Consider the following 14,305-nt stretch of genomic DNA (forward strand, 5'->3'; position numbering starts at 1 on the left):
CCCGATAGACATCCGTCGGCGATGCTCCGGCAGTGGCCGGGGGTCCGGCGGAGGACGACCACGACAACCCCTTTAAAACACGAACCCGCAATAAAGCAGCAGTCCGCGAGGTGGGGGATATTGGGGGGGGGGGGCGGCCGGGCCCCGGCCACTGCCGGAGCATCGCCGACGGATGTCTATCGGGGTCATTGCCGACATCGTGGACGATGCCGGCATCCTGATTGGTCGATTGCGACAATCGACGCCTTGCGGTGTATTTTGACCGCCACTTAACAACCGATCCCCAATGACGTGATGCATTTCGCATCGTCACCTCCGGTCGGTATGCTGTGCCGCATGCAGCCAAAGAAATACGCCCTGCCGCTGATGGTCCTGTCGCTGGCCGCCACTTCCGTGGTCCATGCGCGCGGCACCATCGACAAGGTGGACATCAAGGGATTGGACAAGGGCGACGACGCCGCAATCATCGAGAACATCCAGGAATCGCTGTCGCTGTACGACACGATCGGCAAGGAGCAGGGCGAATCGCGCCTGGAGTACCTGCTGTCGCAGGCCGAGCGGCAGACCCGCCAGGCGCTGGAGCCATTCGGGTACTACAACCCGGTGATCAAGGTCGAGGCGCCGCGCGAGGATGAGCATGTGCGCGTGCTGATCCATGTCGACAAGGGCGCCCCGGTGACCGTGCGCCGCGAGCACATCGACATCACCGGCCCGGCGATGTACGACCAGTACCTGCAGGACGACCTGGCCGCCTTCAAGCCGCGCAAGGGCCAGCGCTTCGAGCACACCCAGTACGAAGCCAGCAAGATCACCATCACCCGGCGCCTGGCCGAGCGTGGCTACTTCGATGCCGACTACACCCAGCGCCAGGTGCAGATCACCCGCGCCGACAACGCCGCCGACATCGACCTGACCTGGGACAGCGGCCGCCGCTACAACATGGGCCCGGTGCGCTTCGAGCAGGATTACTTCGTCGACAAGCTGTTCGATCCACTGGTGTACTGGGACCAGGGCAGCTACTACCACGAGGGCAAGCTGGACCGGCTGCGCGAGTCGCTGACCAAGCTGGACTACTTCAGCGTGATCGACATCCAGCCGCGCCCGGACCAGGCCGATGAAAACGGCGAAGTGCCGGTGGACGTGAAGCTGACCCGGGCCAAGCGCACCATCTACACCGCAGGCCTGAGCTACGGCAGCGAGAGCGGCCCGGGTGTGCGCGGTGGCATCGAGCGGCGGTTCCTGAACAACCGCGGCCACAAGATGAACACGCAGCTGGACTATGCGCAGAAGCGCAAGAGCCTGGTCACCAGTTACCGCATTCCGGCCTTCAACTGGCTCGACGGCTGGTACACCTTCGCCGCCAGCGCGTACGACGAGCAGACCGACTACATCGATCTGCGCAACTTCAAGCTGATCGCCAGCCGCAGCGGCGAGATCAACGAGCACTGGACCGCGATCGCCTCGGTCAATGCGCTGCGCGAGCGCTGGCGCTATGCCTCCGGCACCGAATTCACCGACGCCGTCTACAACACCTCGACGCTGGTGTACCCGCAGATGGTTGCCGACTACGTCAACGTCGACGACGAGATGTTCCCGCGCAAGGGCATCAGCGGCGCGGCGACGGTGCGTGCCGGCGTGGAAGGCGCCGGCTCGGATACCAGCTTCGTGCAGGCCAACGCCGTGTTGCGCTGGTACATCCCGGTGGGTGAAAGCAATCGCCTGATCCTGCGCGGCGAGGGCGGCACCACCTGGACCAGCGATCTGGTGGCGATGCCGCCGAGCCTGCGCTATTTCGCCGGTGGTGACCGCAGCATCCGCGGCTACGCCTACCGTGAGGTCGGCCCGCGTACGCCGAAGCCGGACAAGTACGCGCTGGGTGCCAAGAACCTTGTGATCGGCTCGGCCGAGTACGAGCACTACTTCAACGGTGGCCCCTGGGGTGCGGCGGTGTTCGTCGATACCGGCAGTGCCTTCGACAACACCATCGACCTGCATACCGGCGTCGGCTTCGGCGTGCGCTGGAAATCGCCGGTGGGCCCGGTGCGCATCGACGTGGCGCACGGCCTGAACAACCCGGATTCGCAGTTCCAGCTGTACCTGAACATCGGAGCGGACCTGTGAGCACGCCCGCACCGACCCCGAACACCCCGCCGCCACGCGTGCGTTTCTATCGCCGTCGCCGCTTCTGGGCATGGTCCGGCGCCGGCGTGATCGGCCTGGTGCTGCTGGCCCTGCTGGCGGTGTACTGGCTGCTGCAGACCGTGGCCGGCCGTGACGTACTGCTGGCCCAGGTGGTGGCGCGGCTGCCGGTGGGTGCCAGCTTCACCTGGGACAAGGTGGAGGGTCCGGTGGCCGGACCGCTGACCCTGTACAACGTCGACTTCCGCTATGACGACATCCATTTCCACGCCGAGCGTGCGCACCTGGAGCCGGACCTGCGCCCGCTGCTGGGCCGCAAGCTGCTGCTGGACAAGCTGGAGCTGACCAACGCGACGTTGAACCTGGCCAAGAGCGATGAGCCGTTCAAGCTGCCGTCCTGGCCCGATTCCCTGCCGCAGATCGAGATGCCGCTGGCGATCCAGGCCGATGCCATCGCCATCGATGGCTTCCGCATCAGCCAGGCCAACGAACCGGTGATCGACATCAGCCGCGTGCGCGGCGGCATCGAGATCGCCAACGGCGAGTTCCAGGCGCACAAGCTGGTGGTGGACAGTGACATGGGCAACTTCACTGCCCAAGGCCATTACATCCCAGCCAAGGACTACGACACCGACGTGACGGTGACGGCGGTGTTGCCGGCACCGCGTGGGCGCACGGCCGCTACCGTCGGCCTGGTCGCCCGCGGTGACCTGTCGCACATGGAAGTGGCGGTGGCCGGGCGTGCACCGAAGCCGCTGCACGCGATGCTGGTGTTCGATGGCCGCACCGACCCGACGTGGAATGCCAGCGTGCGCAGCGACGAGCTGGATCTGGCGCTGCTGTCGTCGGCATTGGCGAGCTCGGCGATCACGCCGTTGTCGCTGGATTTCACTGCTGCTGGCAAGGGCGGCAATGCCAGCCTGCGTGGCAAGGTGAAGCAGGGCGAGCAGGAACTGGAACTGGCACCGTCCGTGGTGTCATTGCAGGACCAGGTGCTGAAGGTTTCGCCGCTGCTGCTGAAGGGTCTCGGTGGCGAAGCCCGCCTGGAGGGTACCGCCGATTTCAGCCAGGAAGACCAGCAGAAGCTCAACTTCTCGGTGGTCGCGCGTGACCTGACCTATGTACCGGCGCCTGATCCGAACACCGCCGGCAGCGCGCCGGTGCCGGTCACTCTGAAGGAAGCACGCTTCGGCCTGGCCGGTACCCTGAAGGCCTGGGCGGCGATCGGCCGCGCCGAGGTCGAACGCGAAAAGCAGAAGGCGCAGCTGCACTTCGATGTGCGTGGCAATGACCAGGCCGCGTCGATCCAACAGCTGCAGGCGCAGACGCCCGGTGGCCAGCTGCAGGTGGAAGGCCAGGTGGCCTGGGCGCCGCAGCTGGACTGGGACGCCAAGGCCACGCTGAAGGACTTCGACCCCGGCTATTTCGTGCCAGGCTGGAATGGCCGCCTGTCCGGCAACCTGGCCTCCAAGGGCCGCCAGCTGCCGCCGCCGGCCAATGCCGCACCGGGCACCGCCGGTACGCTGGAAGCCACGGTGGACCTGCCCTCGCTGAAGGGCATGCTGCGCCAGCGCAATCTCGACGCACAGGGCAAGTTCGCGCTGCAGGGCGCGCAGGGCCAGGGTGACCTGAAACTGGCGTTGGGCAGCAGCCGGGTGACCGCGTCGGGCAAGGTCGGCGACCGCCTCGACATCGATGCGCGTTTCGAGCCATTGCAGTTGAGCGACCTGCTGCCGGGCGCAGACGGTGGCCTGCGTGGCCAGGTACAGGTGAAGGGCCCGCGCGATGCGCCGGACATCACCGCCGACCTGGTCGGCAACAACCTCAACTGGGATGGCTACGGCGCCGAGAGCGTGAGCATCAAGGGCCGCCTGCCGTGGCGCGGCGACAGCGGCACGCTGGCGGTGCAGGGCCAGCAGGTCAACGCGGGCATGCTGCTGGAGCGGCTGAACATCGACGCACAGGGCAGTGTGTCCAACCTGCGCCTGGCTGCGCAGACCCGCAACGAGATGGGTGCGATCGAGCTGCAGGGCAGCGTGCGCCAGCAGGGCACGCAGTGGCGTGGCGAGCTGGCGTCGCTGCGCATCGCACCGGTGAAGGGTGATGCCTGGGCGCTGCGTGCACCGGCGGCGTTCGCGATCAACGGCAGCACCTACACGCTGTCCGAAGCCTGCCTGGCCGCGGCCAGCAGCGGCGCGCTGTGCGCACAGGCCAACTGGCCACGCGAAGGCCTGGTGGTGCGCAGCGACGCGCTGCCACTGGCGCTGGTGCAGCCGTGGTTGCCGCCGCAGTCCGGCCGCCGCATCTACCTTCGCGGCGATGTCAGCCTGGACGCGCAGATCCGCCCGCGCGGCAACGCCTGGGAAGGCCATGTGGAAGTGCGCTCGAAGGAAGGCGGCGTGCGCCTGGGCGAGAACCGCAACACTGTGGGCGATACCACCCGCGGCGAGCTGGTGCGCTATGACCAGTTCTCGCTGAAGCTCGACATGACCCCGGCCAGCATCAAGGGCTACCTGGGCATGGGCTTCCAGGGCAACGGCTTCGTCGACGCCAAGATGCAGACCGGCTGGGAAGCCAGTGCGCCGCTGAATGGTGAGCTCTACCTCAACATGTCGCGGCTGTACTGGCTGGAGCTGTTCTCGCCGGACATCGTGCGACCGACCGGCCTGATCGAAGGCCACGTCAGCCTGCGCGGGACGCGAGGCCAGCCGTCGCTGGGTGGCGACGCACAGCTGAGCAACTTCAAGGGTGAATTCCCGGCGCTCGGCCTGACCTTCGACCAGGGCAAGGGCAGCTTCGTGGCCCAGCCCGATGGTTCGGCCAAGATCACCGCGCAGGCCAACTCCGGCCAGGGCACGCTGTACGTGGACGGTGGCCTGTCGTGGTTCGGCGATGCGCAGCCGCTGCAGCTGAAGATCCATGGCGAGAACGTGCTGCTGTCCAGCACCAGCGAACTGCGCATCGTCGCCAACCCCAACCTCGACTTCACGTTGGCCAAGGCAGCGATGGAGCTGCGTGGCACCGTGCACGTGCCCGAGGCCGACATCGACCTGGAACGCCTGGACCGCGGCACCTCGGTATCCGAAGACGTGGTGGTGCTCGACCCGGCCGATCCGGAAGAGTCGCGCACCTCGCCGCTGGACATGGACCTGACCGTCAGCCTCGGCGACAAGGTGAAGATGACCGGGTTCGGCCTGAAGGGCGCGCTGACCGGCAAGATGCAGGTCTGGGCCAAGCCCGGCCGCGAGATGACCGCCAATGGCGGCCTGGAAGTGAGCGGCCGCTACAAGGCTTACGGGCAGGACCTGACCATCACCCGCGGCAACCTCAACTGGAACTACAACGCGGTGTCCGACCCGCGCATCAACATCCGCGCCGAGCGCCGCATCGGTGATGTCACCGCCGGCATCGACGTGACCGGGCGTGCCCAGCAACCGCGTGCCGACGTGTGGTCCGATCCGGCGATGTCGCAGTCCGAGGCACTGGCCTATCTGGTGCTGGGACGCAGCCTGACCGGCGCCAGCAGCGACCAGGCGCAGCAGGTCAACGCGGCCTCGGCGGCGCTCTCGGCTGGCAGTGGCCTGCTCGCCTCGCAGCTGGGTGCCAAGCTGGGCCTGGATGATGCCGGCGTAAGCCAGTCGCGCGCGCTGGGTGGTTCGGTGATCGGCGTCGGCAAGTACATCTCACCCAAGCTTTACGTGGGTTACGGCGTGTCGCTGGTGGGCGCCGGTTCGGTGATCACGCTGAAGTACCTGCTGCGCCGCGGGTTTGATGTGGAAGTGGAATCGAGCACGGTGGAAAACCGTGGTTCGATCAACTGGCGGCGGGAGAAGTAACCCGCCGTGGCATCCCTGTAGAGCCGAGCCATGCTCGGCTTCTGCGCGCGGCGCGGGTTGAAGGAAGAGCAGCCGAGCATGGGCTCGGCTCTACCCGTCAGGTCCCCAACCATCGGCCGTTGCCCCATCCGGCCCCAGCGGCTATGGTCCCGGGCTGTTCTGTCGTACCGGATTGCCTCATGTCGCCACGCAAAGCCCTTCCCACCGCCCTGGCCCTGGGCCTGACCCTCGCCGCCGGTGCCCACGCCGATGAAGGCATGTGGATGCCGACCCAGCTGCCGGACCTGGCCAAGCCGCTGCAGGCCGCTGGCTTCAAGGGCAATCCGGCCGACCTGGCCAATGTCACCGCGCCGCCGCTGAGCGCGGTGGTGCGCGCGGGCGGCGGCACCGGCTCGTTCGTGTCCAGCGACGGCCTGCTGCTGACCAATCACCACGTGGCGATGGGCGTGATCCAGTACAACAGCTCGCCAGAGCACGACCTGATCAACGGTGGCTTCATCGCCAGGGACCGTGCCGACGAGCGCCCGGCCAACCCCGACTTCCGCGTGCTGGTCACCGTTGGCTTCGACAAGGTGACCGATCAGGTGCTGGCGCAGGCCCGCGGCAAGACCGGCCGTGCCTACTTCGATGCCGTCGATGCGGCCAGCAAGCAGATCGTGGCTGAGTGCGAGAAGGACGGCAGCGTGCGCTGCTCGGTGGCCAACATGTACTACGGCACCGACTTCTACCGCATCGCCCAGCTGGAACTGAGCGACGTGCGCCTGGTGTACGCGCCGCCGCGTGCGATCGGCAACTATGGCGATGAGATCGACAATTTCATGTGGCCGCGCCACACCGGCGACTTCACCCTGCTGCGCGCCTATGTGGGCAAGGACGGCAAGCCGGCCGCCTACAGCAAGGACAACGTGCCCTACCAGGCGCCGGCACACCTGCAGATGTCGGTAGAGGGCCCGAAGGAGGGCGACTACGCGATGCTGGCCGGTTATCCGGGCATCACCTACCGCCACCGTACTGCGGCAGAATTCGCCGGCCAGATCGACACCGTGCTGCCGCGCCGCGTTTCGGTGTTCCAGCAGATGATCGACACCATCGAGGCGGCAACCGCCAAGGACGCGCAGGCACGTACCCGTTACGCTTCGCAGTTGCAGTCGCTGAAGAACAACCGCAAGCGCGCCGCCGGTGAGCTGGAAGGCCTGCTGCGCAGCGATGCCAAGGCCCAGCGTGCCGCCGACGAGACCGCGATGCTGGCCGCCACCGACCGCAGGTACCAGGGCGACATCAAGGCGCTGCTGGCCAACCTGTCACAGGGCGCGGCGGTGGGCGAGCGTGACCTGCTGCTGGACCAGATGGCCGCACAGAGCCAGTTGCTGCGCTCGGCGCTGCTGCTGGAGCGTCTGCGCATCGAATCGGCCAAACCGGACGCGCAACGCGAGAGCGGTTACCAGCAGCGCGACCAGGCGATGATCGAAGGCGTGCTCAAGCAGGTCCAGCGCCGCTACGCACCGGAGGTCGAGAAGGCCCTGCTGACCACCCTGCTGACCCGTTACCAGCAGCTGCCGGACGCGCAGCGCGTGGCCGAGTTCGACGCCGCCTTCGGCCGTACCCCGCAGCAGCTGGCCAAGGCACTGGACACCCTGTACGCCGGCACCCAGCTGGGTGACGAGGCGCAGCGCCTGTCGCGCTTCGTGGCTGCGCGCGAAGGCAAGGCCCTGGCCGCCGATCCGTTGATCGCTGTGGCCGGCCCGCTGGTGGCCGCGCAGCTGCGCATCGAGAACGAAAGCAAGACCCGCGAGGGCGAGCAGCTGCGCCTGCGCCCGGCCTACATGCAGGCGCTGTTCGCCTGGCGTGCCAAGCAGGGCCGCGCCGTGTACCCGGATGCCAACCGCACCCTGCGCATCAGCTACGGCAAGGTCGAGGCACTGCACCCGCGCGATGGCGTGACCTACTCGCCGGTGACCACCGTGGCCGGCATCGTCGAGAAGAACACCAACGCCTATCCGTTCGACGCACCCAAGCCGCTGCTGGCCGCGATCGCCAAAGGTGACTTCGGCAGCACCGCCGATCCGGCACTGGACACCCAGACGGTCAATTTCCTGACCAACCTGGACACCACCGGCGGCAACTCCGGCTCGCCGGTGCTCAATGCGAAGGGCGAACTGATCGGCCTGAACTTCGACAGCAACTGGGAGTCGGTCAGTGCCAGCTGGTGGTTCGACCCGCGCTACAAGCGCGCCGTGCACGTGGACATGCGCTACCTGCGCTGGCTGCTGGCCAAGGTCTACCCGGCGCCGGAACTGCTGAAGGAAATGGGCGTGCCGGCCCAGTAAGAAGCCGGCCACGACCCACGGTCGTGGCCCGCACCGCGTAGGCCCCCACCTGGGTGGGGGTGGTTGCCCCCAACGCGCCCGCACCCCCGGCCACGCCTGGCCTACACTGCGGGTTCTTCCCACGGAAACGCACGCGTGGTCTCCAGCTGGATCCTGCTGCTGGTCTCGGTTGCCTATGCCGCGCTGCTGTTCGGCGTGGCGTGGTGGGGCGACCGTCGGCCGATGTACCCCGACCGGCCGTGGCTGCGGCCGGTGGTCTACAGCCTGGCGCTGGCCGTGTACTGCTCGTCGTGGACCTTCTACGGCGCGGTGGGTACCGCCGTGCGCAATGGCGTGGGCTACCTGCCGATCTACATCGGCCCGCTGCTGCTGCTGTTGTTCGGCTGGCGCATCATCGAGCGCCTGGCGCTGATCGCACGCAGCCAGAACGTGGTCTCCATCGCCGATTTCATCTCCTCGCGCTTCGGTCGCTCGCGGCGGCTGGCGGCGCTGGTGGCGATCATCGCGCTGATCGGCATCATTCCGTACCTGGCGTTGCAGTACAAAGCGGTGGCGATGAGCCTGCAGGTGCTGACCGGCAACACCGGCCCCACCGGCTTCTTCACCGACCCGGCGCTGTACGTGGCGCTGCTGATGGCGCTGTTCGCCACCCTGTTCGGCACCCGCCAGGTCGATGCCACCGAGCACCACCACGGCATGATGCTGGCGATCGCCTTCGAATCGGTGATCAAGCTGCTGGCGATGCTGGCGGTGGGCGTGTTCGCCTACCTGTGGCTGAGCAACCGCACCGACGCGGTGGTCGAGTCGGTGCATACGCTGTTCACCGGCCTGCCGCCGGTCGGTTTCATCTCGCAGACCCTGCTCAGTTTCCTCGCCATCATCTGCCTACCGCGCCAGTTCCACGTGGCCGTGGTCGAGTGCGGCGATGTGCGCGACGTGCGCCGCGCGCGCTGGATGTTCGGCGGTTACCTGGTGCTGATCTCGGGCATGGTGCTGCCGATCGCCACCGCCGGCGTCACCCTGTTCGGCACCGGCGGCAGCGTTGCCGACGATTCGATGGTGCTGGCGCTGCCGTTGGCCGAAGGCCGCAATGCGCTGGCGCTGATCGCCTACGTGGGCGGCTTCTCGGCGGCCACCGGCATGGTCATCGTCTCGTCCATCGCGCTGGCGACCATGGTCAGCAATGATCTGGTGATGCCGGTGCTGCTGCGTCGGAGCGGTGACCACCAGGAAGCCGCCGACGTCGCCTCGCGCGTGTTGTGGATCCGCCGCCTGGCGATCCTGCTGCTGGCGCTGATGGCCTACAGCTACTACCGCACCAGCAGCAACGACAGCACGCTGGCCTCGTACGGCCTGATGGCGTTCGCAGCGGTGGCGCAGTTCGCGCCCGGCCTGATCGGCGGCCTGTACTGGCGCGGTGCCAGCCGGCGCGGCGTCGAAGTGGGCATGCTGCTGGGCTTCGCCACCTGGCTGTACACCCTGCTGCTGCCGGCGATGACCATGGCCGGCTGGGTCGACGCCGGCTGGGTGCAGCACGGCCCGTTCGGCATCGAGTGGCTGCGTCCGCAGCAGCTGTTCGGCATGTCCGGCTGGGATCCGCTGACCCACGGCACGTTCTGGTCGCTGCTGGTCAATGCGGCCACGATGATGCTGGTGTCCGCACGCTGGCGGCCCGGCGTCGACGAGCGCCTGCGTGCGGCACCGTTCCTCGACCCGTATGCCGAGCGCCCGTCGGTGGCCGGCGGCTGGCCCGGCCACGTGCATGTGGGCGACCTGCTGGCGCTGGCCTCGCGCGTGGTCGGCGAACGTCATGCGCGGCGTTCGTTCTTCGAGCAGGCGCAGTCACTGGGCCGTGAACTGCAATCCTCCGCGCCTGCAGACCGCCCGTGGGTGCAGTTCACCGAACGCCTGCTGGCCGCGTCGATCGGCGCGGCGTCCGCACGCCTGCTGCTGACCAGCCTGCTGCGTGGCTCGGGCATGGACCTGGGTGAAGTGGTGGCGGTACTGGACGAAGCCGGGCAGGAACTGCGCTTCAACCGCGAGATCCTGTCGACCACGCTGGAGAACATCAGCGCCGGGGTCAGCGTGGTCGATCCGGACATGCGCCTGACCGCATGGAACCGCCGCTACCAGGACATGTTCGGCTACCCCGACGGCATGCTCTACGTGGGCCGCCCGGTGGCCGACCTGATCCGCTACAACGCCGAGCGCGGCGAGCTGGGCGAGGGCGATATCGAAGTGCAGATCAACCGCCGCATCGGTTACATGCGCGCCGGTTCGCCGCACGTGTTCGAGCGCACCCGCAGCGACGGCAAGGTGATCGAGATGCGCGGCCAGGCGCTGCCGGGCGGCGGCTACGTGACCAGCTACAACGACATCACCGACTACAAGCACGCTGAAAGGGCGCTGCTTGAAGCCAACGAGACGCTGGAACAGCGCGTGGCCGAGCGCTCGCATGAGGCCGAGGTCGCGCAGCAGTCGAAGACCCGTTTCCTGGCGGCGATCAGCCATGACGTGCTGCAGCCGTTGAATGCGGCGCGCCTGTTTGCGTCCGCGCTGCGCGACAGCGATCACGTGAGCGACGAACAAAAGCATCTGGCCGAACGCGTGGACGCGTCGCTGCGCGCAGCCGAAGAACTGCTTGATGGCCTGCTGGACGTGTCGCGGCTGGATGCCGGTGGCCTGCACCCGGTGATCGGCGAGTTCGATGTGAGTGCGTTGATGCGCGAGCTGGCCGCGCAGTACACGCCGGTCGCCGCAGGCCGTGGCCTGCGCCTGGATCTGTTCGCACGCGCGGCCTGGGTACGCAGCGATCGCCGCCTGCTGCGCCGCGTACTGCAGAACTTCCTGGCCAATGCGCTGCGCTACACGCGCCAGGGGCGCATCGTGCTGGCCGTGCGCCAGCGCGGCGACGAGGTGGAACTGCAGGTGTGGGACACCGGCCCGGGCATTCCCGAACACCACATGCGGCAGATCTTCGACGAGTTCCACCGCTACCAGCAGCCGTTCGACTGGGGCGAGCAGGGGTTGGGCCTGGGCCTGTCGATCTGCCAGCGCATCTCGCGCCTGCTCGACCATCGTCTCAATGCACGCAGCCGCGTTGGCAGTGGCTCGATGTTCTCGATCATCCTGCCGCGGGTTGCGCCCTTGCCCGGCTACACCGAGCCTGCCAAGGCGACCCAGGCCGTGGCCACACCGGTGCGCAGCGATTCGCTGGCGGGCCTGCGGGTGCTGTGCGTGGACAACGACGAGGAAATCCTCGACGGCATGCGCGCACTGCTCGGCCGTTGGCAGGTGCAGGTGATCACCGCCGCCACCGTCGACCAGGCGCTGGAGAAGATTGCCGAGCGTCCGCAGGTGATGCTGGTGGACTACCACCTGCACGATCGCATGGATGGCCTTGATGCCCTGGTGGCGCTGCGCGAGGCCGCCGGCTACCCGCTGCCGGGTGCGCTGCTGACCGCCGATGGGCGTGACGAACTGAAGCGGATGGCACGCGAGCGTGGCTACCGCGTGCTGACCAAGCCGATCAAGCCGGCCTCGCTGCGCGCCTTCCTCGGCGCGCTGCGCGATGCCGGCAAAAGCGATGCCTGATGGCGATGTAGAGCCGAGTCCGCACTCGGCTGCTGCGCGGGGCATGGTGTTCCGTGGCCCGGCCGAACAGCAGCCGAGCATTGGCTCGGCTCTACAAAAATCCAGTTGCGTGGGCCCTCTGTAGAGCCGAGCCCGCGCGCAGCGACGTGCTGATATAGCCATCGCTATACAAACCAGCCCTGCCTGCGCGTTTCGATGGAAATGCGCCACGCGTGGATCGCGATGCTAAGCTTCGCGTCCCCTTGGGGAGTAGCCGGATTCCTTCGCAGGAATCGTCCACGTCAACATACTCGGCCAGTGCGCCGTGGCGTGGACAACCATGATGGTTGGCGAGACCAGCGGCCCGCGCGCGCAACGTCAGGTTGGGCGCGAGCGCCGGCCGTGCGTCCGTCCTAGCCCGACCTTCAGCAGTCGCCAATGTCCCCCATCTCGATCCTCTTGATCGGCTTTGCCATGTCCACCGATGCCTTCGCAGCCGCGATCGGCAAGGGTGCCGCCATGCGCAAACCGGTGTTCCGTGACGCGCTGCGCGCCGGCATCATCTTCGGTGTCATCGAGGCAATCACGCCCATCATCGGCTGGCTGCTCGGCCGTGCCGCCCTGCAGTACGTGGAAGCTTTCGACCACTGGATCGCCTTCGGCCTGCTCGGCGCGCTGGGCATCCACATGATCTACAACGGCCTGCGCCCGGACAGTGGCGAAGATGATGAAGACCCTTCGCAGCACCACGGCTTCTGGAAGCTGGCGCTGACCGGTTTCGCCACCAGCATCGACGCAATGGCCGTGGGCATCGGCCTGGCCTTCATGGACGTGCATATCGGCGTGATGGCCGCGGTCATCGGTCTGTGCACGCTGACCATGGTGACCGTCGGCATCATGCTCGGCCGCGTGCTGGGCAGCATGGTCGGCAAGCGTGCCGAGATCATCGGCGGCGTGATCCTGGTGATCATCGGCGCGACGATCCTGTACGAACACCTGCACGGCGTGGGGTGAGCAGGGAAACCTGTAGAGCCGAGCCCACGCTCGGCTGCTTTGCATGGCAGCCGAGCATGGGCTCGGCTCTACATCAGAGTGTTGGCTGACAAGCATTGCGGTGTTGCACTGATGGAGAGACTGGCATGCGTGCCATAGCCTCTTCGCATGGCCAGTCCCGCACTCCGTTATGGTCGTTGGTCGCATACCGGCAATGTCTATGCACTTACCACGGTGACGCATGCGCGTCGTCCCTGGTTCAGTGACAAGGCCAACGTCGATCTGCTGATCGAAGCCCTGCGGACCGTAGAGCGGACGGGGCGCACCTCCTCCCTCGCCTGGGTGGTCATGCCGGATCATCTGCATTGGCTGTTCGAACTCCGTACCGGCACGCTTGCCGGCTGCATGCAGATCCTCAAATCACGGAGCGGGCGTTCCATCGGCAGGCGCGCTGAGGCCAACGCGCCGATCTGGCAGCCGGGATACTACGATCATGCGCTGCGCGGCGATGAGTGCCTGCGCACGCAGGCGATGTACATCGCGGCCAATCCAGTGCGTGCTGGGCTGGCCACGCGCATCGGGGAATACCCCTATGTGTGGAGTCGATGGCCGCTTGAGGAGTGATTGGTATTGAGGCAAAGAGCAGCCGAGCATGGGCTCGGCTCTACAGGGGCATCATGACGTCTGTAGAGCCGAGCCCATGCTCGGCTCCATAGTCGGTCACAATCAGTCTTCTTCCGGCGGCAGCACGATGGCGTCGTCGTCGATGGCCAGCTTGCCGGCCATCAGTACGGCCTGGGTGCGGTTGGTCACGCCCAGCTTGCGCAGGATGGCGGTGACGTGGGCCTTGATCGTCGCTTCGGAGACGTTGAGGTCGTAGGCGATCTGCTTGTTCAAGCGGCCGGCGCCGAGCATCTGCAGCACGCGGAACTGCTGCGGGGTCAGCTCGCGCAGGCGCTGGCCGACTTCGCGTTCTTCGCTGCCGGTGGGCGGTACGTTGTGCGCTTCCGGCGGTGCCCAGGTCTCGCCATCGAGGATGGTGCCCAGCGCATGGCCGATGGTGTCCGAATCCGCAGACTTCGGGATGAAGCCCAGCGCACCGTGGTCGAGCGCGCGGCGCATCACCGTGGCCTCTTCGCGCGCGGACACCACCACCACTGGCAGCTGGGGGTGCAGTGAGCGCATGTGCACCAGTGCGTTGAAGCCCTGCGCACCGGGCATGTTGAGATCCATCAGGACCAGGTCGGCGTCGTTGTGCTGGTCGGCCAGCGCGTACAGCGCTTCCACGCTGTCGGCCTCGAACAGCTGCACGCCCGGGATGACCCGCTGCACGGCGCCGCGCAGGGCTTCGCGGAACAGCGGGTGGTCATCGGCAATCAGGAGGGTGGTCATGGTCGGGGGGAACCGTGGGGGAAAGCAGATGGGGTCAGAGCCCTT

General features: G+C 67.2%; 7 protein-coding genes and 1 riboswitch. Of the genes, 6 read left to right on the forward strand and 1 reads right to left on the reverse strand.

Annotated elements, in window-relative coordinates:
- Positions 1-324: 324 nt before the first annotated feature.
- The 6 genes from RCF13_RS14000 to RCF13_RS14025 all read left to right on the forward strand — a co-directional run bounded on the left by RCF13_RS14000 (position 325) and on the right by RCF13_RS14025 (position 13,492).
- Positions 325-2,121, forward strand: a complete 1,797-nt coding sequence (locus RCF13_RS14000) for an autotransporter assembly complex family protein (RefSeq protein ID WP_061480438.1) — start codon at positions 325-327, stop codon at positions 2,119-2,121.
- Positions 2,118-5,975, forward strand: coding sequence for a translocation/assembly module TamB domain-containing protein (locus tag RCF13_RS14005; protein ID WP_134968352.1), 3,858 nt, complete (start codon positions 2,118-2,120; stop codon positions 5,973-5,975). Before RCF13_RS14000 ends, RCF13_RS14005 begins: the two co-directional genes overlap by 4 nt.
- 179 nt (positions 5,976-6,154) lie before the next feature.
- Positions 6,155-8,302, forward strand: coding sequence for a S46 family peptidase (locus RCF13_RS14010; protein ID WP_134968353.1), 2,148 nt, complete (start codon positions 6,155-6,157; stop codon positions 8,300-8,302).
- A gap of 135 nt (positions 8,303-8,437) precedes the next feature.
- Positions 8,438-11,896 (forward strand): PAS domain-containing hybrid sensor histidine kinase/response regulator, encoded by a 3,459-nt coding sequence (locus tag RCF13_RS14015; RefSeq protein WP_134968354.1) that lies wholly within the window; start codon positions 8,438-8,440, stop codon positions 11,894-11,896.
- 238 nt (positions 11,897-12,134) lie between these two features.
- Positions 12,135-12,224, forward strand: a riboswitch (yybP-ykoY riboswitch).
- A gap of 89 nt (positions 12,225-12,313) precedes the next feature.
- Positions 12,314-12,889, forward strand: a complete 576-nt coding sequence (locus RCF13_RS14020) for a manganese efflux pump MntP family protein (RefSeq protein ID WP_053498787.1) — start codon at positions 12,314-12,316, stop codon at positions 12,887-12,889.
- Between the two features lie 147 nt (positions 12,890-13,036).
- Positions 13,037-13,492, forward strand: coding sequence for a transposase (locus tag RCF13_RS14025; protein ID WP_061480442.1), 456 nt, complete (start codon positions 13,037-13,039; stop codon positions 13,490-13,492).
- Positions 13,493-13,594: 102 nt separating this feature from the next.
- Here RCF13_RS14025 and RCF13_RS14030 read toward each other — a convergent pair whose 3' ends face one another.
- On the reverse strand, positions 13,595-14,260 hold the full coding sequence (locus RCF13_RS14030) for a response regulator transcription factor (RefSeq protein ID WP_005420420.1): 666 nt from the start codon (positions 14,258-14,260) through the stop codon (positions 13,595-13,597).
- Positions 14,261-14,305: the final 45 nt, after the last annotated feature.

Origin of the sequence: Stenotrophomonas maltophilia group sp. RNC7 (genome assembly GCF_030910085.1) — a bacterium.
Classification (GTDB): Bacteria; Pseudomonadota; Gammaproteobacteria; order Xanthomonadales; family Xanthomonadaceae; genus Stenotrophomonas; species Stenotrophomonas sepilia.

Bases quoted from the DNA above. Each gene is read 5' to 3' on its own strand.
- RCF13_RS14000 (WP_061480438.1), top strand. From the start codon at position 325: ATGCTGTGCCGCATGCAGCCAAAGAAATACGCCCTGCCGCTGATGGTC.
- RCF13_RS14010 (WP_134968353.1), top strand. From the start codon at position 6,155: ATGTCGCCACGCAAAGCCCTTCCCACCGCCCTGGCCCTGGGCCTGACC.
- RCF13_RS14020 (WP_053498787.1), top strand. From the start codon at position 12,314: ATGTCCCCCATCTCGATCCTCTTGATCGGCTTTGCCATGTCCACCGAT.
- RCF13_RS14025 (WP_061480442.1), top strand. From the start codon at position 13,037: ATGGCCAGTCCCGCACTCCGTTATGGTCGTTGGTCGCATACCGGCAAT.
- RCF13_RS14030 (WP_005420420.1), bottom strand. From the start codon at position 14,260: ATGACCACCCTCCTGATTGCCGATGACCACCCGCTGTTCCGCGAAGCC.